The sequence below is a fragment of the Hahella sp. KA22 genome (assembly GCF_004135205.1).
Taxonomy (GTDB): domain Bacteria; phylum Pseudomonadota; class Gammaproteobacteria; order Pseudomonadales; family Oleiphilaceae; genus Hahella.
In genome coordinates, this window is sequence record NZ_CP035490.1 from 2330174 (window position 1) to 2356668 (window position 26495).

The 26495-nt window shown below is 52.6% G+C and carries 19 protein-coding genes; 15 read left to right on the forward strand and 4 right to left on the reverse strand.

Annotation, left to right across the window (positions count from 1 at the left end):
* Positions 1-16 precede the first annotated feature (16 nt).
* On the reverse strand, positions 17-313 hold the full coding sequence (locus EUZ85_RS10460; RefSeq protein ID WP_127969243.1) for a hypothetical protein: 297 nt from the start codon (positions 311-313) through the stop codon (positions 17-19).
* 338 nt (positions 314-651) lie between these two features.
* Here EUZ85_RS10460 and phbB point away from each other — a divergent pair, with 338 nt between their 5' ends.
* The 3 genes from phbB (at position 652) to EUZ85_RS10475 (ending at position 4821) form a co-directional block, all read left to right on the forward strand.
* Positions 652-1398 (forward strand): acetoacetyl-CoA reductase, encoded by a 747-nt coding sequence (phbB, locus tag EUZ85_RS10465; RefSeq protein WP_127969244.1) that lies wholly within the window; start codon positions 652-654, stop codon positions 1396-1398.
* A gap of 431 nt (positions 1399-1829) precedes the next feature.
* Entirely contained in the window at positions 1830-3815 is a 1986-nt protein-coding gene (locus EUZ85_RS10470) for an SDR family oxidoreductase (protein ID WP_127969245.1), read from the forward strand.
* Between the two features lie 403 nt (positions 3816-4218).
* Entirely contained in the window at positions 4219-4821 is a 603-nt protein-coding gene (locus EUZ85_RS10475) for a peroxiredoxin (protein ID WP_011398748.1), read from the forward strand.
* A 133-nt stretch (positions 4822-4954) separates the two neighbouring features.
* Here the strand turns inward: EUZ85_RS10475 and rnt are convergent, their stop codons facing one another.
* Positions 4955-5611, reverse strand: coding sequence for a ribonuclease T (rnt, locus tag EUZ85_RS10480; protein ID WP_127969246.1), 657 nt, complete (start codon positions 5609-5611; stop codon positions 4955-4957).
* Between the two features lie 104 nt (positions 5612-5715).
* Positions 5716-6753: a dihydroorotase gene (gene pyrC, locus EUZ85_RS10485; protein WP_127969247.1), complete on the reverse strand. Its 1038-nt coding sequence runs from the start codon at positions 6751-6753 to the stop codon at positions 5716-5718.
* A 153-nt stretch (positions 6754-6906) separates the two neighbouring features.
* Here pyrC and EUZ85_RS10490 point away from each other — a divergent pair, with 153 nt between their 5' ends.
* A complete protein-coding gene (locus EUZ85_RS10490) occupies positions 6907-7812 on the forward strand; it encodes an OmpA family protein (protein ID WP_241567009.1) in 906 nt (301 codons plus the stop codon).
* Between the two features lie 139 nt (positions 7813-7951).
* A complete protein-coding gene (locus EUZ85_RS10495; protein WP_127969249.1) occupies positions 7952-9166 on the forward strand; it encodes an argininosuccinate synthase in 1215 nt (404 codons plus the stop codon).
* A gap of 99 nt (positions 9167-9265) precedes the next feature.
* On the opposite strand, the gene EUZ85_RS10500 is transcribed toward EUZ85_RS10495, so the two are convergent.
* Positions 9266-12439, reverse strand: coding sequence for an Ig-like domain-containing protein (locus EUZ85_RS10500; RefSeq protein ID WP_127969250.1), 3174 nt, complete (start codon positions 12437-12439; stop codon positions 9266-9268).
* Positions 12440-12910: 471 nt separating this feature from the next.
* Here EUZ85_RS10500 and EUZ85_RS10505 point away from each other — a divergent pair, with 471 nt between their 5' ends.
* The 10 genes from EUZ85_RS10505 (at position 12911) to rpsA (ending at position 26391) form a co-directional block, all read left to right on the forward strand.
* The gene (locus EUZ85_RS10505; protein ID WP_127969251.1) at positions 12911-14434 is read left to right on the forward strand and encodes a fumarate hydratase; all 1524 of its coding nucleotides are present in this window, start codon (positions 12911-12913) and stop codon (positions 14432-14434) included.
* A gap of 97 nt (positions 14435-14531) precedes the next feature.
* On the forward strand, positions 14532-14870 hold the full coding sequence (locus EUZ85_RS10510) for a 4a-hydroxytetrahydrobiopterin dehydratase (RefSeq protein ID WP_127969252.1): 339 nt from the start codon (positions 14532-14534) through the stop codon (positions 14868-14870).
* 45 nt (positions 14871-14915) lie between these two features.
* Complete coding sequence (gene purU, locus EUZ85_RS10515; protein WP_127969253.1) at positions 14916-15770, forward strand: formyltetrahydrofolate deformylase; 855 nt, start codon at positions 14916-14918, stop codon at positions 15768-15770.
* Between the two features lie 163 nt (positions 15771-15933).
* On the forward strand, positions 15934-16362 hold the full coding sequence (locus EUZ85_RS10520; protein WP_127969254.1) for a CBS domain-containing protein: 429 nt from the start codon (positions 15934-15936) through the stop codon (positions 16360-16362).
* Positions 16363-16676: 314 nt separating this feature from the next.
* A complete protein-coding gene (gyrA, locus tag EUZ85_RS10525) occupies positions 16677-19316 on the forward strand; it encodes a DNA gyrase subunit A (RefSeq protein ID WP_127969255.1) in 2640 nt (879 codons plus the stop codon).
* A 61-nt stretch (positions 19317-19377) separates the two neighbouring features.
* Positions 19378-20463 (forward strand): 3-phosphoserine/phosphohydroxythreonine transaminase, encoded by a 1086-nt coding sequence (serC, locus tag EUZ85_RS10530; RefSeq protein ID WP_127969256.1) that lies wholly within the window; start codon positions 19378-19380, stop codon positions 20461-20463.
* A gap of 3 nt (positions 20464-20466) precedes the next feature.
* Positions 20467-21564, forward strand: coding sequence for a prephenate dehydratase (gene pheA / locus EUZ85_RS10535; protein WP_127969257.1), 1098 nt, complete (start codon positions 20467-20469; stop codon positions 21562-21564).
* 110 nt (positions 21565-21674) lie between these two features.
* The gene (locus EUZ85_RS10540) at positions 21675-23891 is read left to right on the forward strand and encodes a bifunctional prephenate dehydrogenase/3-phosphoshikimate 1-carboxyvinyltransferase (protein WP_127969258.1); all 2217 of its coding nucleotides are present in this window, start codon (positions 21675-21677) and stop codon (positions 23889-23891) included.
* Positions 23888-24577 (forward strand): (d)CMP kinase, encoded by a 690-nt coding sequence (gene cmk, locus EUZ85_RS10545; RefSeq protein ID WP_127969259.1) that lies wholly within the window; start codon positions 23888-23890, stop codon positions 24575-24577. Before EUZ85_RS10540 ends, cmk begins: the two co-directional genes overlap by 4 nt.
* 134 nt (positions 24578-24711) lie before the next feature.
* Positions 24712-26391 carry a 30S ribosomal protein S1 gene (gene rpsA, locus EUZ85_RS10550; RefSeq protein ID WP_127969260.1) on the forward strand — a complete coding sequence of 560 codons (1680 nt, stop codon included), beginning with the start codon at positions 24712-24714 and terminating at the stop codon, positions 26389-26391.
* The last annotated feature ends 104 nt before the right edge of the window (positions 26392-26495 follow it).

Sequence of the window (26495 nt, forward strand, 5' to 3'; positions counted from 1 at the left end):
CCCGCCAAGACTTTGTTCAATGATGTTTGGCGGGTTGGTTGGCTTGCTGCAGGGCTTCCAGCGCTGCTGAGGCGATGGTTTTGGCCTCGCTCACGGACTCCCTGGCGCTGAGTTCGCTGATTTTTTTCAACGCGCTTTCAGCGATGCCAGCGTTTTGTTCAATGATCAGAAACTCTTTTTTAAACGCTATATCGATAGCTTCGTAAACTTTGCGGATGTTTTCCTGCAGAGCGTCCTTGTCGGTGGAGGTTTCGTTGATGGCGCGCAAACAGGCTTGCGCGATGCGGATGTATCTCTGGTCTTTATTGGTCATGGCGGCCACATCAGGTTAAACATGGGCCGAGTATATCACAATGGTTCTTGAGTCCGACCTGCTTAAGGAATCTTAATGTGAGACTTCATCCGCTTGCGGAAATCTCTCCCGTACGACGTTATTGCCCGGTTTAGCGGGCTCTTTGAGGCGCGAAAATAGTGATCATTATTGCGATGAGAAAAATCGGATGCAGGCAGTAGGAGAACTCTTGACGCTGGTCAAGACGGGCCCCCTCGGCGAAGGTCTAATTTAAGCTGTCACATAGAATAAATAGTATCCAAAATGCGACTTTTCGCACTGGACAGAAACTCGCATTGGAAACAAATAAGGAGATTGACATGGAACAGCACATTGCATTGGTTACTGGCGGAACAGGGGGTATCGGGACCGCCATCTCTCAGCGTTTGGCGGAGGACGGCTTTCGAGTGATCGCCACCTGCAGCTCGCCGGCCAAGCGCGCTCATGCGGAAGCCTGGCGGGCTGAGCAGAGGGAGCGTGGGTTTGATATCGCGATCGAACTCATGGATGTCTCCAGTTTCGAAAGTTGCGCCGCAGCCGCCGCGGATATTCGTGAAAAATACGGGGTGGTCGATGTGTTGGTGAATAACGCCGGCATCACCCGCGACGCAGTAATGAAAAAAATGCAGTTTGAGCAGTGGAAGGATGTCATCGACACCAACCTCAGCAGCGTCTTCAATGTCACCAAGCAGTTTCTCGACGATATGCTGGAAAGGCAGTACGGCCGCATCGTCAATATTTCCTCCATCAATGGCCAGAAAGGGCAGTTCGGCCAAGTGAATTACTCCGCCGCCAAAGCAGGCATTCATGGCTTCACCAAAGCGCTGGCGCAGGAAGTGGCGCGCAAAGGCGTGACGGTGAACACCATCTCCCCCGGCTACGTCGCCACTGCAATGGTGATGGCGGTGGCGGAAGAAGTCAGAGAGAAGATCAAGGCGCAGATTCCAGTGGGGCGTTTCGCCGAGCCGGAAGAAATCGCCCGTGCGGTATCCTTTTTGACAGCGAAAGAGGCGGGTTATATCACCGGCTCCAACCTGTCTATCAATGGCGGCCAGCACATGTACTGACGCCTCCGATGGAACCGGCCGCTGCGGCGGCCGGAGCCTCTTTGTCGGTCAAATACTCTAATCCCTTGTGTTTTTCTTGCGCGAAATCCGTTGAATTCGCCTCCGGTGTTTATACGCTCCGCAATGTCTCATCATCCCGCTTACAATGCGGGTTAGGACGTATCGGAAGAGCCTCTTCCGTCAGTGTCGCCTTTATCAAATTGTGGTTATTTTGATCTAATCCATATTTCGAGCCATTGCTCTAACACAAACAATGAGTTGCGGAATAAAAATAAGTACACTCGTAAAGGTTTATAGCCTAGGCATTCGACAATAAAAACCTTTGCCATACTTAAAGGCTATACAACTGGAAAACAGGAAAGCTTTGCACTGAATCGGTGGAGCTGGGTTCATTAATAAAGTTAAAAAACATCAACCGGAATGGAGTGGATATGAACTACTTCGTGACAGGAGGCACCGGATTTATCGGTCGTTTCCTGGTTCCCAAATTATTAAAACGCGGCGGAACCGTATACTTATTGGTGCGGGAGGCGTCTCTCTCCAAGCTTGATGAGCTGCGTGAACGCTGGGGTGCGTCGGATGAGCAGGTAGTCGGCGTTGTCGGCGATTTGGCGGAACCGATGCTTGGCGTCAGTGAAAAAGATGTCGCCATGCTGCAGGGCAAAGTGGATCATTTCTTCCATTTGGCGGCCATCTACGACATGCAGGCCTCTGCGGAAAGTCAGGAGCAGGCGAATATTGAAGGCACTCGGAATGCGGTTAAGCTGGCCGATAGCCTCAAGGCCGGCTGCTTCCATCATGTCAGCTCCATCGCGGCGGCGGGTCTCTACCGCGGCATCTTCCGCGAAGACATGTTCGAAGAAGCGGAAAAACTGAATAACCCTTATTTGCGCACCAAGCATGAATCTGAAAAAGTGGTGCGGGAAGAGTGCCAGACGCCTTGGCGCGTCTATCGTCCGGGCATGGTTGTCGGACACTCTAAAACTGGTGAGATCGATAAAATCGACGGCCCTTATTATTTCTTCAAGCTGATCCAGAAACTGCGTAGCGCATTGCCGCAGTGGATGCCTACCATTGGCCTGGAAGGCGGGCGCATCAATATTGTGCCTGTGGACTTCGTCGTAGATGCGATGGACCACATCGCGCATGCGGAAGGCGAAGACGGCAAGTGCTTCCACCTGACTGATCCTGATCCTCATAAGGTGGGCGAAATTCTCAATATTTTTGCGGAAGCCGGCCATGCTCCCAAGATGGCCATGCGTATTGACGCGCGTATGTTCGGGTTTATTCCGCCGATGATTCGTCAGGGGATTGCGCGTCTGCCCCCAGTGCAGCGTATGAAAACCGCTGTGCTCAACGATCTTGGGATTCCGGACGAGGTAATGAGCTTTATCAATTACCCAACACGCTTTGATAATCGCGAGACTGAGCGCCTGCTTAAAGGAACCGACATCTCTGTGCCCCGCTTGCAGGATTATGCGCCGGCGATTTGGGATTACTGGGAGCGTCACCTCGACCCGGATCTTTATAAGGACCGTACTTTACGTGGGGCGGTGGAAGGACGCGTCTGCGTGATCACCGGCGCCACCTCTGGTATTGGTTTGAGCGCCGCCCGCAAGCTGGCGGAGGCGGGGGCTAAAGTCGTGATCGCCGCGCGCACCCTGGAAAAACTGCAGGAAGTGAAGAAAGAACTGGAGGGGTTGGGCGGCGAAATTTATGAATACTCCGTCGACCTCTCTGATCTGGAAGACTGCGATCGCTTTGTCGCTAATGTCCTTAAGGATCTGGGACATGTCGACGTACTGGTGAATAACGCTGGCCGCTCCATTCGTCGCTCCATTCAGCATGCGTTTGATCGTTTCCATGATTTTGAGCGCACCATGCAACTCAACTACTTCGGCTCATTGCGTCTGATTATGGGGTTTGCGCCGAGCATGCTGGAGCGGAGGCGGGGGCATATTGTGAATATCTCCTCCATCGGCGTATTGACCAACGCGCCCCGCTTTTCCGCGTATGTGGCCTCGAAGGCGGCGCTGGATGCGTTCTCCCGCTGTGCGGCGGCGGAATTCTCCGATAAGAACGTCACCTTCACCACCATCAATATGCCGTTAGTACGGACGCCGATGATCAGCCCCACCAAGATTTATGACTCGGTGCCAACGCTGACGCCAGAGGAAGCGGCGGATCTGATTGCGGAGGCGATTATTCATCGTCCGAAGCGCATCGCTACGCGTCTGGGCGTATTTGCGCAGGTGCTGCATTCCATGGCGCCGAAGTTTAGTGAGATCATCATGAACACCGGCTTCAAGATGTTCCCTGACTCCAGCGCCGCCACTGGCGGTAAAGACGGCGAGAAGCCCAAGGTTTCCACCGAGCAGGTCGCTTTTGCGGCGATCATGCGGGGAATTCACTGGTAACTTCTAGCGCTGTCGGAAAACGGGTTCCGGTCTTGGCGCCGGAGCCCTGCTTATCATTATCAAGTATCCTCATAGTCTGCCTGAATCAAGCTGTTGTGCATTAGAAAATTGGCGGCAAAACACCTACACTTGCTGGCTCAGGCTGCGTAACCCGAAAATTTTTTAGCATTATTTCGGTTCGCAGGGCCCCGTGATTTTATAGGGCGGACCTATGCTCGCCATTAATAAATTAAATGGCGCGACAATAGGCTTGGTTCAGTGGAAAAGGTATGATTACGCCACTTTTGTGTGGTGTCTTTCACCCTCTGAACGCAGCAACATATCGCTGCAATAATTTGTTGAAATAACAAGCGTATTTTGATGCTTGCATCAAAACAGAAAATGTAATTTAGGAGAAACAACGATGGGCGTTCTAGTAGGAAAACCTGCTCCCGACTTTACCGTTCCCGCTGTTCTGGCTGATGGTCAGATCGTAGACGAATACAAGCTGTCTGAAGCAATCAAAGGCAAATATGCTCTGATTTTCTTCTACCCTCTGGACTTCACCTTCGTATGTCCTTCTGAGCTGATTGCACTGGATCACCGTGTAGAGCAGTTCAAAGAGCGCGGCGTAGAAGTGATCGGCGTTTCCATCGACTCACACTTCACTCACAACGCATGGCGTAACACGCCAGTGGATAAAGGCGGCATCGGTCCCGTCAAGTACACTCTGGCGGCTGACCTGAACCACGAAATCTGCAAGGCGTTTGACGTTGAGTCCGCTGGCGGCGTTGCGTTCCGTGGCGCTTTCCTGATCGACAAAGACGGCGTTGTGCGTTCCCAGATCGTTAACGACCTGCCGCTGGGCCGTAATGTAGACGAGCTGATTCGTCTGGTTGACGCACTGCAATTCCACGAAGAGCATGGCGAGGTATGTCCTGCTGGCTGGAAGAAAGGCGATAAAGGTATGCAGGCTTCTCCAGAAGGTGTGGCTAATTACCTGTCTCAAAACTCCGACAAGCTGTAATCGCTGTCGAGTTAACGAAAAAGGCCGCTTTTGCGGCCTTTTTTGCGTTTGGAAGGAAGGGCTGTAACTCCAAAAAGAAAAGCGCTGTGAACAGCGCTTTTTGATTCGATATGGACAGAGTAAAACCCGGAGGTCAGTCCGCGTAGTCTTGCTGGTCGGTAGTCCAGCCGCCAAGCTCTTTCCAGCGATTCACGATAGCGCAGAATAGCTCAGCCGTTTTCATTGCATCATATTCTGCGGAGTGCGCTTCTTTATTGTCGAAGGGAATGCCGGCTAGCTGACAGGCTCTGGACAATACCGTATGCCCATAGGCCAGCGCCGCCAATGTCGCTGTGTCGAATGTGGAAAATGGGTGAAACGGATTGCGTTTTACATCCCCTCTCTCCGCAGCGGCGAACAAGAACGAATGATCAAAGGTGGCGTTATGGCCAACCAGGATCGCCCGATTACAGCCGTTGGACTTCACGGACTTGCGAATAGGGCGGAACAGCTCGTTCAGCGCATCGGCCTCGGGTTTGGCGTCGCGTAAAGGGTTGAACGGATCGATTCCAGTAAACTCCAGCGCAGCCTGTTCGATATTAGCGCCGGCGAAGGGCTCTACATTGAAGCTGACGGGCGGTTCAGGATAGAGCATGCCGTCATCCTCCATGCTGATAATGACGGCGGAGACCTCCAGTAGCGCATCGGTCTTGGAGTTGAAGCCGGCTGTCTCGACATCCACCACAACAGGCAGAAAGCCGCGGAAACGTCTGGCGAGAGGGGATTTGGGGCGGTTTTGCGATTCAGACACTGGTTATCTACTTTTGGTTGAGGTGGCGAACGTCTCCCGCCACTGCTGTACTGTTATGAGAAATAAAGATTTTTGCGCGACAGACATGTGCGCGGGGAGCTGCGTCAGAGCAGCTCGGCTTTCCAGCGAATAGTCTCTCCAGCGCGGAAAGGAACTATCGTTGAGTCGCCCAGCGCCATGCTGGTCGGCATCGTCCAATCCTGTTTACTCAAGCGTACTTTGCCACTATTGGCTGGCAGGCCGTAAAACTTCGGGCCGTGAAGACTGGCGAAGCCTTCCAGTTTTTCCAGCGCGCCCAGCTCATCGAAAGCTTCCGCATATAACTCCAGCGCAGAGGGCGCGGTGAAACAGCCGGCGCAACCGCAAGCCGCTTCTTTCTTTTCTTTGGGATGCGGCGCTGAGTCTGTGCCCAGGAAAAATTTATCGCTGCCGGATGCGGCGGCGTCGCGCAATGCAAGCTGATGCTCAGAGCGCTTCAGAATAGGCAGACAATAAAAATGCGGGCGAATGCCGCCTACCAGCATATGGTTACGGTTGTAGAGTAAGTGATGTGCCGTAATGGTGGCGGCGACGTTAGCGCCAGCCTGGTTGACAAACTCCACCGCATCACGAGTGGTGATGTGCTCCAAGACGATCTTCAGATCAGGAAAGCGCTCAGCTAATGGCGCAAGGGTTTCATCGAGAAAACGCTTTTCACGATCGAAAATATCCACGTCCGCCTGGACTACCTCGCCGTGCACCAGCAGCGGGAGGCCGACTTCACTCATTTTCTCCAGTACCGAAAAGACATTGGCGACATCAGTGACGCCGGCGTCGGAGTTGGTGGTGGCGCCTGCGGGATAAAGCTTACAGCCATAAACGATCCCGCTTTGCTTAGCGATGACAATCTCCTCCGGAGAAGTATTGTTGGTCAGATAAAGCGTCATCAGCGGATCAAACGCCGCGCCAGCGGGAATATGACTCAGAATTCGGTTGCGGTAGGCTTCCGCCTGCGCTGTGTGGGTGACCGGAGGAACCAGATTTGGCATGACGATGGCGCGGGAAAACAGGCGCGCTGTCGCGGGTACAGTCGTCGCAAGGGCGTCGCCGTCGCGCAGGTGAAGGTGCCAATCGTCGGGCCGGGTAATGACTAAGTCAGACATAGAGTATCAACCACCAGGGCAATGCAGAAAAGCAGGGTTACAAAACTGCACGCAAGTATACCAGAATGGAACAGGATTCAGGGTAAAGAATTCCCGCGCCGGGCCGATAATATCGTTAATGTATGTTGTGATCACAGTGTTAGTGAGATTATCGTGCGCAAACTAACAATCGCCTCCATGATCGCCCTTTGCGGGGCTGCTCCCACACAGGCCATGACTTTTTCGGCGGGCATTGAGAAAAGTCAGTGGTATTTATCTTCTTCCATATTTGAGTGCGCGCTGACGCATAACATTCCGCAGTACGGTAGGGCGGTGTTCTATCGGGAGGCGGGAGAATCACTGAGATTCTATCTCGACACCTCACGCAACCCCATGCGCGAAGGCGAAGCGGCCCTGGTGCTGGAGGCCCCGCGTTGGCGTCCTGGCGTTAGCGTCAGAGACTTGGGTTATGTGGCTGTATTGGATAAACCACATCCCATTACCGTGGATAATCCTAAAGCAGAGCAAATGATGGACAGTCTGCTGGAAGGGATGATGCCCACCTTCACGCGTCGTGCGCGTTTCAATGACGATACTGTCAGGGTGGAGGTTTCTTCCATCAACTTTTCCCGCTACTACGAAGACTATCTATCCTGCGTTTCGGGACTGTTGCCTGTGAACTTTCGTCAGGTTGAACGCACGGCGGTGTTCTTCAAGCTGGATGAGTCTGTGCTGACGGATCAGGATAAAAGAGAGTTAGACAAGGTGGTCTTATACGTGAAGGCTGACCCTTCTGTGACGGCGATCTTTGTCGACGGACACACGGATTCCACGGGGCGCAGAATTTACAACCGTCGACTCTCCAAAGATCGGGCGGAAGCCGTCACCGCCTATCTGACGGAGAAGGGCGTCGCGTCGGAGAAAATCACCACCCGCTATCATGGTGAGCGTTATCCCGTGGTTAAAAACGCCGGCCCTAAAGAGCTGGCACGAAATCGTCGCGCTACGGTCAGGCTGGAAAGAGGGACCGAACCGCCGGCTAAAGATGATTTGCTGGATATTTCGACAGAAGAGCTTTAATGGCGCTCCATTTTTAATCAGACTCCCTAATCTGCGCCTCACCTTGAATGGAGAGGCGCAGTCCCCTTGTTCAGCCATAGAAAACTTTGTACGAAGGGCCTAGAATAACCGCCTTTCGTAATCTCTTGGGAGCATCGTCATGTCTAAGGTCAACAAAGTCGTGCTCGCCTACTCGGGCGGGTTGGACACCTCGGTAATCGTTAAGTGGCTGCAAGAAAACTATAACTGTGAAGTGGTGACCTTTACTGCTGATATCGGTCAGGGTGAAGAGGTTGAGCCTGCCCGCGCCAAAGCGGAGAAGCTCGGCGTCAAACAGATCTTCATTGAAGACCTGCGCGAAGAGTTCGCACGTGACTTTGTTTTTCCAATGTTCCGCGCCAACACTATTTATGAGGGCGAATATCTGTTGGGCACCTCTATCGCGCGCCCCTTGATCGCCAAGCGTTTGGTGGAGATCGCCAACGAGACTGGCGCTGACGCTATTTCTCATGGCGCCACCGGAAAAGGTAATGACCAGGTACGCTTCGAGCTGGGCGCCTATGCGTTGAAGCCAGGCATTAAAGTGATCGCGCCCTGGCGTGAGTGGGATCTGACCTCAAGAGAGAAGCTGCTGACCTATTGCGATACTCATGACATTGCGGTGGAAAAGAAGAAGGGCAAGTCTCCTTATTCCATGGACGCCAATCTGCTGCACATTTCTTATGAGGGCGGCATTCTGGAAGATCCTTGGGCGGAAGCGGAAGAAGATATGTGGCGCTGGTCCGTCTCTCCCGAGGCGGCGCCCGATCAGGCGACCTATCTGGAATTGACCTATAAAAATGGCGATATCGTCGCTATTGATGGCGAGGCTCTGGCCCCGCATGAAGTCATCGAAAAGTTGAACAAGATTGGTGGCGCTAATGGAGTGGGACGTCTCGATATCGTTGAGAACCGCTATGTGGGGATGAAGTCCCGCGGCTGCTATGAAACGCCAGGGGGAACTATCATGCTGCGCGCGCATCGCGCCATTGAGTCCATTACTCTGGATAAAGAGTTGGCGCACTTGAAAGACAGCCTGATGCCCAAGTATGCGGAGTTGATTTACAACGGTTACTGGTGGTCGCCAGAGCGCCTCGCTCTGCAGAAGTTGATCGATGAATCGCAGCAACATGTTAATGGTGTGGTGCGGGTGAAGCTCTACAAAGGCAACGTGGTTGTCGCAGGGCGTAAGTCTGAAGACAGCCTGTTCGACGACCGCATCGCTACTTTTGAAGATGATGGCGGCGTATATAATCAGCGTGATGCAGAAGGTTTTATTAAGCTGAACGCACTGCGCATGCGCATTGCGGCCGATAAAGGGCGTAGCATGAAATAGCGCCGGACTCGGCTCAAAATAAAAAACCGCCTGAACGGCGGTTTTTTTATGTCTGTCCAGCAGCCCTCGCGAGGGAGGGCGCTTTGTTTGTTGTTTGTCTTAGTTGCTAAGGTTCAGTTGTTTGTTAGTTCTGGCTTGATAGTCCGCTTCCGTCTCCAGGCCGGTCGTTTCGCCCGCCAAGGCGGCAGTGGTGTCTACCGCAGCGGATGAAATCTCGCCCCCGAGAGTAAAGAATGTGATGGACTCCGTTAATCCTTCTGCAAATGAGGCCTTACGGCGTGCAGTTTCCGCGGCGGCGTCTGGATAGGACGAGGCTTCCGACGAGGATACGATCGGCAGGACGTACATTGCGTGAGAGCCATAGCTCAGACGGCTGATTAACGTATCGGGCGAGCCTGAAGGCGATGCAGCGTCAAGCGTGTTGGTCGCTCCCATTTGCTGAGCCAGTTTGTCCACGCCGGATAACAAGTCTGGATAAGGCGTTCCAAAGCTGGTCGTCAATTGGGTGGTTTCTGTCTCAATGACGTTAGTCTGATCGCTCACATAGCCAATTTGGGCGTTGCCGTTCACGTCAGGGCGTCCCGCCAGCTCAATCATCAATACGCCGGTATCGTCAGCGGAAGTCTGGTAATTCCCGCTATAGTTGACCGACGTGTTCAAATTATCAGCGAAGCTGATGGGGTCAACGGCGTCCAGCGCAGCCTGAAACACTCCCAGGAAGGTTTCATAGCTGGTGGTCTTTTGATCGATTCCGGCTGCGGACAGGCCGCCAATAATAGTGGGTGCGAATGATGGAGAGTTCTCCAGCATGCGCACGATGCCTGAGGCGGGGGTTAACAGCGCGGCGGCTTTAATGTTGTCCATCGGCGTGCTATTGGCGACGGCGACAAACGGCGTGCCAATAAGTGTGCCCAATGAATGTCCCATAAAGAACACGTTGTTGTTATCCAGGTCGCCGGGAGCATAAAGTCCGCCGTCAGGTCCGTCCAGATCAATCGAGCTGATGGTTTGTCTCAGGTTTAACTGGTCGATGACGCCTTGACGGTTCTTGTCGCGGCTGTTGATAAAGCCAGTCAGGTTGATGAAGAGGCTGCCGGATGAGCCAGAAGCGCTGGCTGGATCAAAGTTCATCGCCACCGCCTGCTGTGCTGCGTTGGCGGTGTAGTCAAAGTGGCGCTCGTTGCTCGTATGGGCGATGCCGGGGATAGTGCTGCCGGCATTGGCGACGGTGTTTTCTATTGATGTAAGGGCGAGAATGCCTGCATCAAGAGCGTCCTTACCGCTTTTAACACCTGACAATACTTGTTGTATTAAAGCCTTTGCGGAATCTTCGTCTAAACTTGCCTCCTGTTTGACGAATTCAAGTGTGATTTTAGCGTCAAGCACATGTTGAATGTTTGTACTTGTTGGCCCCCAATCTGAAGGTAGGGGAGGTGACGCCTCTTGAGCCGCCTGTAAGAATGTTGCTGCAAGTCCTTGCTTTTTCTCTGTGGATGCGGGAGCTACGCCATGTACGACTTGGTCGATAGCAATAGTGGCGAAACAATTTTCCGCCAGTACTGTGCCGACTGATAATGCGGCGCTTCTGTCTGTGGTGATGCCGTGCTGGAATATCACAGTTTTCAGAGGTTTGGGGCAGGCGGTGGTGTTGTCTGGGTATATCGCCAGCCACGGAATGGGGAGTGGGTCAGCAGTATCTGGTGTTGCCGTGTTTGCGTCCGCTTGTGTGGGGAATGGGAAAACATAGTTGACAACTGTCGACTTGGCGGCAACAGGGTTGCCGTTATCATCCTTGCTGTCTCCCTGAGGAAGTTTTAGTCCTGCGCTGCTGAATGCCAGATTGAGAGCATCCGCTAACGGCTTGTTGGCGGTCCAGGTGCTGGATTGTATTGTGGATCCGTCGACGCTGGTTGGTATGCCCAAGTAATAGGGGGTGGAGATGGTTCCCTGGGATACCAGTGGGTTGATGCTATTGGTTGTTGTCAGCAAAGAGCTGGTAAGGGCGGAAACTAAATTTACAGGTGTGTTGCTGCTAGTGTAGTTAAGTTCCCGGGCTTTTGGTGTTGGGAGCAGCGAAGAGAAATTGGCCGTAAGTACGGATGAGGCGCAACCAATTGCAGTGGCTCCGTTTGCGCCAAAGCATGGGTAGCCGGAATCGAAAATGGGCGAAAATGCAGCTATTTGCTCGGTTGTTGGAAATGCTGCTACTGCTGCGTCAGCAGCAGATTTAATAGCAGAATAGTCAGCGGTCGGGGTTGATGTAAGAACCTTTTTAGCGGCAGAAATTCGAATGAAGCTGGTTATTTGGTCGTTAAACCACTCTGAGGGATTGGCGATATACTCCATCACCTTTTCGTCGCCAGATGTGGTGAAAGAGTACGTTAGCGCGATGTTGTTGACAGTTAGTGGGTCCTTGCCCAGATTGGATCGTGTAGAGTTATTTAACGCGAAATAGCTAGCAGCAGTTCGCTCCCAGAAGCTGTTAATAATGGTGCGTACAGGTTCAAGTTGGGAAGAGGGCAGATTTCCGCTACCGGTTAAAAGGTAGTAGTTGGGATCCATGGATATGGGTTGCCCTGTGGCGTCCTCGACTTCGTTGGTGACTATAACCAGATAACGGGTCTTGGGCTTGAGCGGCTTGGTTGGTTGAATTCTTAAAGTGCTGGCGTTTGATAGTTCTATAACAGATGCTTTGATGGCTGGTGCGTCCGCTATCGCTGCACCAAGAATGGCTGCTGCGGTGGCGGAGTCGCTTTGCGCTTTAGCCAATAATACGCCAGCTGCTAAAGGTATAGTGGGGGGCTCGGAAATGGTTAAGCCCTGAATTGGTTCTCCACTAGCATAAGCCAGCTCAAGTAAAAAAACGTTTTGATTAGGGTTTGGGACTGGGCTTCCGCCAGAAGAAATAAACGGAGCTGCGCTTAGGCTGTCGCCATTCAGCATGCCAGAAAATGGTATATCGATTGGGGCGATTGTTGATGCGCCGCTTAAAGACCCCAAGGCCGCCAAGACTGAATTTGCTGTTGAATCTGAAAAAGTGCCGTCCGCCGCAGTCTGGTCAAGTAGGAGATCATTAGGGACGGGGACTAGGCTGGCGATAGGGTTGAACAGTGGCCAAACCTTACCCTCAAACTGCCCCTCTAGTGAATCGGGTAAATCCCCGTCAAATTCATTTTGCGCTCCAGCATTAGCATTGCCGCCGCCGTTGCCTCCACACCCCGATAAAGTGACCGCCGACGCTACCGCCAGACTGAGAAAGGTTTTCTTGAACATAGGTAGGACCTTCTTCCTTTTATTATTGCTTTCAGAATGTTCCCGGCGTGACTGAATTATTCGCTCCAGTTCCGCGCCAAAAAAGTTTTATCAGCATAGGTTAGATTTCATCTGCCTTAAAGCAGTGAAATCATACGCCGCACAATAAAATAAGCCTTTCGCCCGATGTGTTGGCGTCATCAGGGCGCTGGCGTTTGGTGATTTTCTCATGCATCGTCAGGAGTTTAGCTCATTTTTTCTATGAGTGGACTCTCTAATTCACAAATGGGGAAAATAGATTAGGCCCAGCCCTTGGGGTTGCGGTTGCAAAGGCGCTGTATTCGTTAACAGTTTAAGGCTGAACTTGGGGGGCGAATTAGGTACAATTTCCGCCTAAATCAAATAAGGCGGGCACTTGGCGTCCTTTGGGAGGCGTCGTTGTCAGCCAAAGCTGTGACTACTCCAAGAACCATGTAACAAGAGAGTGCGTGCATGACCACCGTGATCCGTCAAGACGATCTCATCGACAGCGTATTCGATGCGCTGCAGTTTATCTCCTACTACCATCCCGTCGATTTTATCAAAGCGGTTCATGCTGCCTATGAGCGCGAAGAGTCCACCGCCGCTAAGGACGCGCTGGCGCAGATTCTGATCAACTCGCGTATGTGCGCCGAGGGGCGTCGTCCTATCTGTCAGGATACCGGCATCGTGACGGTGTTCCTGAGCATTGGAATGGATGTGCAATGGGATGCGGATATGAGCGTCGAGGATATGGTTAATGAAGGCGTGCGTCGCGCCTACCTGCACCCCGACAATATTCTGCGGGCGTCCGTCTTGGCTGATCCTGATGGCGCGCGCAGAAACACGAAAGACAATACTCCCGCCATTATTCACATGAAGGTCGTTCCTGGCGACAAAGTGGATGTGCACGTTGCGGCGAAAGGCGGCGGCTCTGAAGCCAAATCCAAGTTCGCTATGCTGAACCCGTCTGATTCTGTTGCAGAGTGGGTGCTGGAGCAGGTGCCGAAGATGGGCGCCGGCTGGTGTCCGCCTGGAATGTTGGGTATCGGTATTGGTGGAACCGCCGAAAAAGCAATGGAATTGGCCAAAGAGGCGTTGCTTGATCCTATCGACATTCAGGACTTGCAAGCGCGTGGCGCAGCTAACCGCAGCGAGGAGTTGCGTCTGGAGCTTTTCGAGAAAGTAAATGCGTTGGGCATCGGGGCGCAAGGCCTGGGTGGTTTGACGACGGTGCTGGATGTTAAGGTAAAAGACTACCCGACCCATGCCGCCAACAAGCCCGTCGCTATTATTCCCAACTGCGCTGCGACTCGTCACGCGCATTTCGTACTTGACGGCAGCGGGCCTTCTCTGCAAACGCCGCCTAATCTGGATGAATGGCCGGAAATTACCTGGGAGGTGGGCGCCAACGTTAAGCGTGTGAATATGGACTCTGTCACTCGCGAGGAAATTGCGTCCTGGCGTCCCGGCGATACAGTGCTTCTGTCAGGAAAAATGTTGACTGGTCGTGATGCGGCCCATAAAAAAATGGTGGATATGCTGGCTCGAGGTGAATCCTTGCCGGTGGACTTGAATAATCGCTTCATTTATTACGTAGGCCCTGTGGACCCCGTGGGCGATGAAGTGGTTGGGCCTGCTGGGCCAACTACATCCACACGTATGGATAAGTTCACTCGCACTATGCTGGAGCAGACCGGTCTTATGGGTATGATCGGCAAAGCTGAGCGTGGCCCTGTGGCGATCGAAGCGATTCGTGACAATAAGGCTGTCTATCTGATGGCGGTGGGCGGCGCCGCCTACCTGGTTTCTAAAGCGATCCGCTCTTCCAATGTTGTGGCTTTCCCTGAGCTGGGAATGGAGGCGATCTACGAGTTCGAAGTGAAAGATATGCCGGTTACCGTGGCGGTGGATGTAAATGGTGAGTCTGTGCATCAGACCGGTCCAGCTGAATGGCGTAAGCGCATTGCGGAAAGCGCTGTAAAAATAGTCGGCTAAGATAAATGTTGGCGATCTCTTTCTTGTAGAGTTAGGCTACAGCGACGCTGGGGCGAGCGCCCCGGCAAACGCTTAATTCAAAACAAGGAGAAAAAGCATGAGCGATACAATTCCAAGCTGCGAGGCCTGCAGACCTGACGCCGAAAAGGTGGATCCGGCGAAACTTGAGAAGTACTTGAGTCAGGTGCCCGAGTGGCGTTTGGAAGAGCGTAACGGCGTGCAAATGATCAGCCGTGACTACAAATTCAAAAACTTCGCTTTGGCGTTAGAATTCACCAACAAAGTTGGCGCTATTGCTGAGGAAATTAACCACCACCCTGAGCTGGTGACCGAGTGGGGTAAGGTCAGGGTTACCTGGTGGAGTCATACTATTAAAGGTCTGCATGAGTTGGACTTTGCGATGGCTAAGCGGTGCGAAGCAGTCTTTAGCGCATAGAGGTCTGTCGCGTCCCGCTGGCGTCTCACAGCTGGTAGGAAAATAATGGAAAGAACATATCGACTGGTAATCGCCTGCCCTGATCGGGTCGGTATAGTTGCGAAAGTAACCACATTTCTGGCTACTTATAATGGCTGGCTGACCGAAGCGAGCCATCATTCGGATCCAACCAACGGCTGGTTCTACATGAGGAATGAGATAAAGGCGAGTTCGCTCCCTTTTGATCTGAACTCATTTCGCATTGCGTTTGAGCCTATCGCCCGGGAGTTTCAGATGTGCTGGCATGTGGCGGATTCGCAGCAACCCAAGCGTATTGTTCTGATGGCGAGCAAGGAGTCCCATTGTTTGGCGGACTTGCTGCATCGCTGGCATGCGAAAGAGATGGATGGAGAGATTGTCGGGGTTATCTCCAATCATGATGACTTGCGTCGCATGGTGGAGTGGCATGACATTCCCTATTATTACGTGCCGGTGGATGCAGATGACAAGTCCGTCGCATTCGCTGAGGTGGAGCGGTTGGTGGATGCGCTGGATGCGGAGGTTGTCGTTCTTGCGCGCTACATGCAGATTCTGCCGCCGGAGCTTTGCGATCGGTATACGGGGCGCATCATCAATATCCATCACAGCTTCCTGCCATCTTTCGCGGGCGCCCGTCCATACCATCAAGCGTACAAGCGTGGCGTCAAACTGATTGGCGCAACCTGTCATTATGTCACTCAGGATCTGGATGAAGGTCCAATTATTGAGCAGGATGTGATCAGGGTGAACCACAGCGATACCATTGAAGACATGGTGCGGCTGGGGAAAGACGTGGAGAAGCAAGTGCTTGCGCGGGGTTTACGCTATCACTTGGAAGACCGGGTGATTGTTCATGAGAACAAAACCATCGTATTTGAATAAGGTCATTATTGACTGACATCAAACCCGGGGCGTTCGCTCCGGGCTCATTGGTTGGCGTTTCAGGTATATGGGCGTATCTTTAAGGCATCAGCGTAATTAAAGGAAAACGCTGACAGGGCGGTTAACAATAACCATCAGCAAATGCCTGCCTTAGGAGAGTCCCATGTTGCGATCCGTGAAAGTGCGCGATTACATGACCACCAATTTGGTTGTCTTTTCCCCTGAAACAGAGCTGTTTGAAGCTATTCATAAACTCCTTAAAAACAGTATTTCCGGCGCCCCTGTTGTCGATGGCAGGGGAAACCTTGTCGGGATGTTGTCGGAAGTGGATTGCCTGAAAAGTATTCTGAGCGGCAGTTACTACGACTATGAATCTCTGGGTGGCGCTGTCGCTGAATATATGACTGTGGATGTGGATGTTGTCGGGCCGGAGGAGGATATTCTGGCTGTCAGTGAACGCTTCATTAATGATCGCCGGCGTCGCTTCCCTGTGGTGGAAGAGGGAAAGTTGGTGGGACAAATCAGTCGTAAGGACGTGCTGCGCGCTGTTGCGGACTTTGTCGCCCCTCAACGGTTTCATCAGTCAGCCTGACTCGCTAAAAAGAGTGGCGCGCGTCGGCTGATGCGTGTCGCCAGCTGGCTTCTCCCGTTGGTGGAGGGAGAGCCTTTTACGCCTAAAAAATATCTTTTTCTCCCCCTAATTAACTTCGTTGCCGCCGCCTTCTATGCTAGACTTGAGCGCTTGTGGCGCAGCCCTTGGTCGAGTAAAGAGTGTGCGATTATATGCCGCTTGAACTGACTCCCCGCCGGGTTCAACGACTGCAAGACGAGCGAACCAGGGTTTGGACAGACTGTGGGTAGAACAAGAACCGAACTATCCTTTCTAGAATAGGTTATTGCTATATTATGGCTGAACTCGCCAAAGAAATACTTCCCGTCAATATTGAAGATGAACTGAAACAATCCTACCTCGACTACGCGATGAGCGTTATCGTAGGCCGTGCCTTGCCGGATGCGCGAGACGGTCTCAAGCCGGTGCATCGCCGCGTTTTGTTTGCGATGAACGAGTTGGGGAACGATTGGAACAAGGCCTATAAGAAATCCGCCCGTGTGGTCGGTGACGTCATCGGTAAATATCACCCCCATGGCGACTCTGCCGTATACGACACCATTGTGCGTATGGCGCAGCCATTCTCGCTGCGATACACCCTGGTGGACGGGCAGGGCAACTTCGGCTCCATCGACGGCGATAGCGCAGCGGCAATGCGTTATACGGAAATCCGCATGGAGAAGATCGCCCATGAAATGCTGGCCGATCTTGATAAAGAAACGGTCGACTTCGCCCCTAACTACGATGGCTCAGAGCAGATTCCCGTTGTACTGCCGACCAAAGTGCCCAATCTACTGGTGAATGGGTCCTCAGGCATCGCGGTAGGGATGGCGACGAACATCCCGCCTCATAACCTGACCGAAGTGGTCAATGGATGCCTTGCTTACCTGGATGACAGCGACATAACCATCGATGAACTGATGGAGTTTATTCCGGGGCCTGATTTCCCCACCGCCGCCATTATTAATGGTCGCGCGGGGATATTGGAAGCGTATCGCACGGGTCGTGGCCGGATTTATATTCGCGCTCGCTATGAAATTGAGCAGGATAAGAAAACCAGTAAGGAAACGATTGTAATTACTGAGATTCCTTATCAGGTTAACAAGGCCAAGCTGGTTGAGAAAATCGCCGAGCTGGTCAAAGAGAAAAAGGTTGAAGGCATCACCGAGTTGCGTGATGAATCCAGCAAGGAAGGGATGAGGGTGGTGATTGAGTTGCGTCGCGGTGAAAACGCGGACGTACTTATGAACAACCTGTTCGCCCTTACGCCGCTGGAAACTGTATTTGGCATCAATATGGTCGCCTTGATTAACGGCGAGCCCAAGCTGTTGAACCTGAAAGACTGTATCGAATGCTTTGTGCGTCATCGCCGTGAAGTGGTGACGCGTCGGACCATTTACGAATTGCGTAAAGCCCGTGAGCGCGGCCATATTCTGGAAGGCCAGGCGGTGGCGTTGGCTAATATCGATCCAGTTATTGCTGTTATCAAGGCTTCTTCCACTGGTGCGGAAGCCAAAGAGCGTTTGATGGCGCAAGGCTGGTCTCCGGGGGCGGTGACGGGCATGCTGGAGCGCGCAGGTGAAGACGCCTGTCGCCCTGATGACCTTGCTCCGGAGTTTGGTTTGCGCGATGGCATGTACTACCTGTCTGAAGTGCAAGCGCAATCTATTCTGGACTTGCGTCTGCAGAAGCTGACTGGGTTGGAAATCGAAAAGATTAACGACGAGTACCGCAGCATTATCGAGCAAATTGCTGAATTGCTGGAGATTCTGCAAAATCCAGAGCGTCTGATGGAGGTTATCCGTGAAGAATTGGAAGCTGTCCGCGAAGAGTTTGGCGACGCCCGCGTAACTGAAATTACCGCTTCCAAGCGCGACCTCACGATTGCCGACCTGATCGCCGAAGAGGACATGGTGGTCACGCTGTCCCACAAAGGCTACGCGAAGACTCAGCCGTTGGAAGCCTATCAGGCGCAGAAACGCGGCGGTAAAGGCAAGGCCGCTACAGCGATTCGCGATGAAGATTTCGTTGAAAAGCTATTGATCGCCAATTCTCACGACACGATCTTGTGCTTTACCTCTCACGGCAAGCTCTATTGGCTTAAGACCTATGAGATCCCACAGGCAAGTCGCATATCTCGCGGGCGTCCAATCGTAAATATTCTGCCGCTGGCGGAAGATGAGCGCATCACTACTATGTTGCCGGTGCGCGAGTATGCGGCCGATCACTATGTGTTTATGGCCACCCGTCAGGGAACGGTCAAGAAAACACCGTTAGAGAATTTCTCGCGTCCTCGCAGCAACGGCCTGATCGCTTTGGCGTTGGATGAAGGCGATATGCTGATCGGTGCAGCCATTACTGATGGTAAGAAAGACGTCATGCTGTTTAGCAGCAGCGGCAAAGCCATCCGCTTCAATGAAGACGACGTGCGACCAATGGGGCGTACTGCTCGCGGCGTTAGAGGCATTCGTATAGCGGAAGGGCAAACTGTCGTTTCCCTTATCATTCCGCAAGAAGATGCTTACATTCTCACGGCGAGTCGCAAAGGCTATGGAAAGCGGACTGATGTGTCTGAGTTCCCGGTATACGGGCGTGGAGGTCAGGGCGTTATCGCTATCCAGTGCTCTGAACGAAATGGCGATCTGGTAAGCGCGGTGCAGGTAATCAGCGGCGATCAGCTTATGTTGATCAGTAACCAGGGAACATTGGTGCGGACCCGTTCTGACGAAGTCTCTATCGTCGGAAGAAATACTCAGGGCGTAAGATTGATCCGTCTGTCTGAATCGGAAGACCTGGTTGGCGTCGAGCGGATTGCAGAGCCAGAGGAAGACGAAAGCGACTTCCAGGGTGAAGAAGGTGAAGGTGCCGAAGTCATTGATGGTGATGAGTTGGACTCTGGCGAATCAGGTGAGGAAGGCTCCGAGGCGGAAGAGTAGCTTTCGCTTCGGTTGGCTTGTCTGAGAAGTTTATTTGACCAAATACCGGAGAGCGGCCTGTATGGCTGATAGAAAGTTTAATTTTTGCGCGGGCCCATCCGCGCTGCCTACGGAAGTGTTGTTGCAGGCTCAGGCGGAACTGCTCGATTGGCGGGGTAAAGGCCTGTCAATTATGGAGATGAGCCATCGCAGCGACGATTTTGTCGCTGTGGCGGTTGAGGCGGAGCGTGACTTTCGCGAACTGATGTCCGTACCTGACAATTACAAGATTCTCTTTGTGCAGGGTGGGGCTGCGACCCAGTTTGCGTCAGTGCCGCTTAATCTGCTGAAGCTTGGCGCCGAAGCGGATTATATAGATACAGGTATTTGGTCGAAGAAGGCGATTGCTGAAGCGGGGCGCTACCTTAAGGTGAATGTTGCCGCGTCAGCTAAAGATAATGGCTATTCCCGCATTCCTGCTCGTAGTGAGTGGCGCTTGAGTGAAAGTGCGGGCTATGTGCACTATACGCCGAACGAAACGATTGGCGGCGTTGAGTTTCTCGATATTCCCGACGTGGGTGACAAACCCCTGGTGGCGGACATGTCTTCCACCATATTGTCCCGTCCCGTGGATATCAGCCGCTTCGGGGTGATATACGCCGGCGCGCAGAAGAATATTGGTCCCGCTGGCCTGACGCTGGTTATCGTGCGGGAAGACTTGCTGGGATATGCTTCCGACAGTCTGCCTACCATGCTGAACTATAAAGTAGCCAGTGAAAACGATTCAATGGTCAATACTCCGCCTACTTTTTCTTGGTACTTGGCTGGCCTGGTATTTAAGTGGCTGAAAGGAAAGGGCGGTGTGCAGGCTATGGAGGCGATTAACTGCCGCAAAGCTGACAAACTTTATTCATACATAGACGACAGCGAGTTTTATGCGAACCCGATAGATCTGTCTTGTCGCTCCTGGATGAATGTGCCCTTTACACTGAAAGATGACCGCCTGGATCAGAAGTTTCTGCAAGAGGCGGAAGAGGCTGGCTTGCTTAATTTGCAGGGGCATCGTTCTGTTGGAGGGATGCGCGCCAGTTTGTATAACGCATTGCCGGAAGAGGCGGTGGATGCGCTGGTTGGGTTTATGCAAGATTTCGCCGGGAGGAACGCCTGATTCATGACCTCTGAGCAGACCGAACTCGCCAAGCTGCGTGAACGAATAGATCAGATAGACCGCCAACTATTGGCGTTGATTTGTGAGCGGGCCAAGTGCGCACAAAATGTCGCGGAAGTAAAAATGCGCGGCAATGCAGGGCAGGATGTCGTATTTTATCGCCCGGAGCGGGAAGCTCAGGTTTTACGGAAAATCATGGACGATAACCCAGGGCCGCTGAGTGATGAAGAAGTGGCCAGACTGTTTCGTGAGGTTATGTCTGCGTGTCTTGCCCTGGAAGCGCCTTTGCATATTGCGTTTTTGGGGCCTGAAGGCGCCTTTACCCACGCGGCTGCGCTCAAGCATTTTGGACATTCCGGTGTTTGTCTTCCTCATTACGCTATTGATGAGGTTTTTCGCGAGGTCGAAGCGGGGTCTGCTCATTATGGCGTAGTCCCAGTGGAAACCTCCAATGAAGGTGTGATCAGTCACACTCTGGATGTGTTTGTTAATTCGCCTCTGCTGATCTGTGGTGAGGTGGAAGTGCGTACTCACCACTTCTTGATAGCCCCAGAACAAGTGGATGCTGCTGATATCAAAGTTGTTTACTCCTTGGCGCAGTCATTTTCTTTGTGCCGACAGTGGCTGGACGAGAAGTGGCCGGGAGTGGAGCGTATTGCGGTCCCCAGTCACGCGGACGCTGTAAAACGGGCGTCTGAGCGTCAGGATGCAGCAGCAGTGGCCGGTGAGCACTGCGCCAGGTTGTATGGTATGAAAGTCCTGGCGAAAAATATTGAAGATCACCCTGATCAGATCGCCAGATATTTGATTATTGGTAAGAATTCGGCTCCGCCAAGTGGGGATGACAAAACATCTCTGATGGTTACCATTCGCGATGAGCCAGGCGCTCTGTACAAGATGCTGGGCGTGTTTCATCGTCAAAATCTGAGCCTGACAAGAATTGATTCGCGTCCCGCCCTCAGTGGCGCGCGTCGCTATCACTTCTTTGTGGACTTTATCGGCCATAAAGACCTGCCAGAGGTTGGTGTGGCGATTCAGGAGCTATCTCTGGACGCTCTTGACGTGCGATGTCTGGGATCGTATCCCAAAGGCGTGCTTTAGGCGCGCCGTCCGCCGTTCTCAGTAGGTTGGCTTTTTTGATATCTTAGCCCTAGATGGGCGTTTCAATTTATTTTTATACGGACATGGCCGTCAAGCGCGCCTGATTAACAATGTTGCAATCCCGAGTTAAATGTTTGGCTGTTGTCGGACTGGGTCTGATCGGCGGCTCGTTCGCCAAAGCTGTGAAAGAGCGCGGTTTGGCGGGCAAGGTAATTGGTTATGATCGCCGCGATACTGAGGCGGCGTTAGCTGTGCGTTTGGGGGTTGTTGATGAGGCTGCCCCGGATCTTGTCACGCTCGCTTCACGGGCGGATGTTGTCGTTTTGGCTGTGCCAGTTGGCGCAGTTGCTCCAGTGTTGGAGGAAATGAGGCCAGCTTTGCGAAGCGATCACATTCTTACGGATGTAGGGAGCGTGAAAGGCGAGATAGAAAAAGCCTTTATCTCTGTATTTGGTGAAATGCCAGCGAATGCTGTGCTGGGACATCCTATCGCGGGCTCTGAAAAGAGTGGCGTTCAAGCCGCTAATAGCGCTTTGTTTGAGAATCATAAAACCATATTGACGCCGGTTCCGGTGACTGACTCTCACGCGCTGGGAGTGGTGGCGGCTCTGTGGCGAGGCATGGGGGCGGAGGTGCTCTTCATGTCAGTGGCTCACCATGATGAGGTGTTGGCTGCAACCAGTCACTTGCCTCACTTGATCGCTTTTTCGCTGGTCGATACGCTGGCGGGGGCGGATGATAATAAAGAAATATTTCGCTATGCGGCAGGCGGCTTCAGGGATTTTACCCGTATTGCCGCCAGCGATCCGGTGATGTGGCGGGATGTTTACCTGACTAACCGGGATGCGGTGCTGAAAGTGTTGGATGCGTTTGATGCGGATTTAAAAAAGCTGCGCAGCGCTATTGCTGATGGGGACGGACAAACGTTACTTGGTGTGTTCACCCGGGCCCGGGCGGCCCGCGAACATTTCACAAAAATGCTTGAAGGAAAGGCTTACAAGACTGATATGGCTAACAATGTGACCTACGTTGCCGGGAAAGGCGGTCCGGTGTGCGGCGATATTCGCGTGCCCGGAGATAAATCGATGTCCCATCGCTCCATCATGTTGGGTTCGCTGGCGGAAGGCGTTACGGAAATTGAAGGTTTTCTTGAAGGAGAAGACGCTTTGGCTACCCTGCAGGCGTTCCGGGATATGGGGGTCGTCATTGAGGGGCCGGATCGCGGTTCAGTAAGAATAAATGGCGTGGGCATGCATGGCCTGAAGCAGCCGCCAGGGCCTCTGTATCTGGGTAACTCTGGAACTTCCATGCGTTTGCTTGCTGGTTTGCTGAGCGGTCAGTCGTTCGATGTTGAGTTGACGGGCGATGAGTCCTTGTCCAAGCGGCCTATGGAACGGGTTGCGAAGCCGCTGCGGGAAATGGGTGCGGAGATTTCCACTTCTGAGGGCGGACGCCCTCCTGTCAAAATCAAAGGCGGCTCCAAACTTCATGGCATTCATTATGACATGCCTGTCGCCAGCGCCCAGGTTAAGTCCAGTCTGGTCCTCGCAGGGCTTTATGCTGATGGTGAAACCTCCGTGACGGAGCCTGCGCCTACCCGGGATCATAGTGAGCGAATGCTGCGTGGTTTTGGCTATCCTGTGGGTGTAGAGGGCTCTAAAGTAACGATTGAGGGTGGCCATAAGCTGAGCGCTACCAAAATCGATGTCCCTTCTGATATTTCTTCCGCTGCGTTTTTCCTCGTTGCAGCGAGCATTACTCCCGGCTCTGATCTGACCTTGCGCCATGTTGGCGTTAATCCGACTCGGGTCGGGGTAATCAGTATTCTTAAAATGATGGGGGCCGACATTGAGTTGTCCAATCACAAAGAAGTGGGTGGCGAGCCAGTGGCCGATATTCGTGTGCGCTATGCTCCTTTGAAAGGGATTCGTATTCCGGAAGACCAGGTGCCTCTGGCGATTGATGAGTTTCCTGTCCTGTTTATCGCCGCTGTGTGCGCTGAAGGGGAAACTGTGTTGAGTGGCGCAGAAGAGCTGCGGGTCAAGGAGAGCGACCGTATTCAAGCCATGGCGGATGGTCTGGCGGCGCTGGGAGTCAGTAGCGAAGTTAAAGAGGACGGTATTGTGTTGCGTGGCGCGGAAATCGGCGGCGGCGCAGTGGATAGCCATGGCGATCATCGCATAGCAATGGCTTTTGCTGTGGCGTCCTTAAGAGCTACCGGCGCTATTGTCATTAAAGATTGCGCTAACGTCGCTACGTCATTCCCAGGGTTTACTACTCTGGCGAACGAGGTTGGTTTTAATCTTCGGACTGAGGAGACAGCATGAAGGTGAGTTCCGGCATTCCTGTCATCACCCTTGATGGTCCCTCCGGCTCAGGCAAGGGGACCATAGCGCAGCTGACTGCGCGGGCGTTGGGATGGAATATTCTGGACTCCGGCGCACTGTATCGACTGACCGCCTTGAGCGCTGAGCGGCAAGGCGTTGATTTAGCGGATGAAAGCGTTGTGGCGAAAGTCGCTGAAACCTTGGATGTGCGTTTTGAAGCGGGAACTCCAGGTCAGCCGGTGTCCGTTATTTTAATGGGCGACGACGTGACTCTGGAAATCAGGACGGAAACCTGTGGCGCTATGGCCTCACGGGTGGCTGCGTACCCTCTGGTGCGCGCCGCTTTGTTGCAGCGGCAGCGGGATTTTCAGGCCGCGCCGGGGTTAGTGGCGGACGGGCGAGACATGGGGACGGTCGTGTTTCCTGACGCTCCATGTAAGATATTTATGACTGCAAGCGCCGAAGTAAGGGCGCGGCGAAGATATGATCAGTTGAAGCAGCAAGGCGAGAGTGTTAAAATTTCGCACCTTTTAAATGAGATAAAGGAACGCGATGAGCGTGACATGAATCGGTCAAACGCTCCTCTGCGACCTGCGGATGACGCCGTAGTCCTTGATACTTCTGACTTTTCGGTGGATGAGGTGTTGGAGAAAGTACTCCAGATCTGGTCTTCCCGTCAATCCTGAGTATCCATCACTACGGTAAATTAATTAACGGCGATCTTTTTTCGGGAGTATGCCAGTAATGCCCGAAATAAGATTTTAATCGAACAGACCGTGCTTGCTGGCCGCGCGGATGAAAATGTTCAACAGGAAACACAATGAGCGAGAGCTTTGCTGAGCTTTTTGAAGAAAGTTTAAAACAAATTGATATGAAACCCGGCTCTATCGTTAAGGGCGTAGTGGTTGATATCGATGAAGACTGGGTTACTGTAAACGCAGGCCTTAAGTCCGAGGGTGTAATCCCTGTAGCACAGTTCCTGAACGAGAAAGGGGAGCTGAATCTGCAAGTCGGCGACGAAGTTGAGGTTGCTCTCGACGCAGTTGAAGACGGCTTTGGCGAAACCCGCCTGTCTCGCGAAAAAGCGAAGCGTGCGGAAGCCTGGAAAGATCTTGAAAAAGCTTTCGAAGCAAACGAAGTTGTTAACGGTGTTATCAACGGCAAGGTCAAAGGTGGTTTCACTGTTGAACTGGGCGGCATCCGCGCATTCCTTCCTGGCTCCTTGGTAGATGTGCGTCCGATTCGCGACACAGCGCATCTGGAAGGAAAGGATCTCGAATTCAAAGTTATCAAACTGGATCAAAAGCGTAACAACGTAGTTGTTTCACGCCGTGCGGTTCTGGAAGCGGAAAACAGCGCTGAGCGTGACGCTCTGCTGCAAACTCTGCAGGAAGGTATGGAAGTCAAAGGTATCGTTAAGAACCTGACTGACTACGGCGCATTCGTTGATCTGGGTGGTGTTGACGGTCTGTTGCACATCACTGACATGGCTTGGAAGCGCATCAAGCATCCTAGCGAAATCGTTAACGTTGGCGACGAAATCACCGTTAAGGTGTTGAAGTTCGATCGCGAGCGTAACCGCGTATCTCTGGGTCTGAAGCAACTGGGCGAAGATCCATGGGTTGCTATCAAAGAGCGTTACCCAGAGAACACCCGCGTTACTGCGCGCGTTACCAATCTGACTGACTACGGCTGCTTTGCTGAGCTGGAAGAAGGCGTTGAGGGTCTGGTTCACGTTTCAGAAATGGATTGGACCAACAAGAACATTCACCCATCCAAAGTTGTTCAATTGGGCGATGAGCTGGAAGTGATGGTTCTGGATATCGACGAAGAGCGTCGTCGTATCTCTCTGGGTATCAAGCAGTGTCACGCTAACCCATGGGAAGAGTTCTCCGGCAATTACAACAAGGGCGACCGTATCTCCGGTAAGATCAAGTCTATTACCGACTTCGGTATCTTCCTTGGTCTGGAAGGCGGCATCGACGGTCTGGTTCACTTGTCCGACATTTCTTGGAACGAGCCAGGTGAAGAAGCTGTTCGCAAGTACAAGAAGGGCGACGACCTGGAGACTGTAATCCTGTCTATCGATCCTGAGCGTGAGCGTATTTCCCTGGGTATCAAGCAGTTGGAGAGCGATCCGTTTGCTGAGTTCACTCAGTTGAACGAGAAAGGCTCTATCGTTACCGGTACTGTTAAGTCCGTTGATGCTAAAGCTGCTGTGATCGCTCTGAACGACGAGGTTGAAGCAACTCTGAAAGCGTCTGAAATCAGTCGTGATAAAGTTGAAGACGCTCGCAACGTGCTGAAAGAAGGCGACGAAGTTGAAGCGAAAATCATCAGTGTTGACCGTAAAAACCGCGTGATCAATCTTTCCATCAAGTCTAAGGACATTGATGAAGAGAAACAGGCGATTCGCGATGTCAAAGAGAAGCAAACTGAAGCTCAAGGTCCGACCACTATCGGTGATCTGATCAAAGAGCAATTGCAACAGCAACAGTAATTTCTCTTAGATATATTCTCTAAAAAAACGGGCTATATGCCCGTTTTTTTTGTGTTTTTTTAAATCTTTAACTACACTTCTGACGAAGGCTACGATAAGGAAGC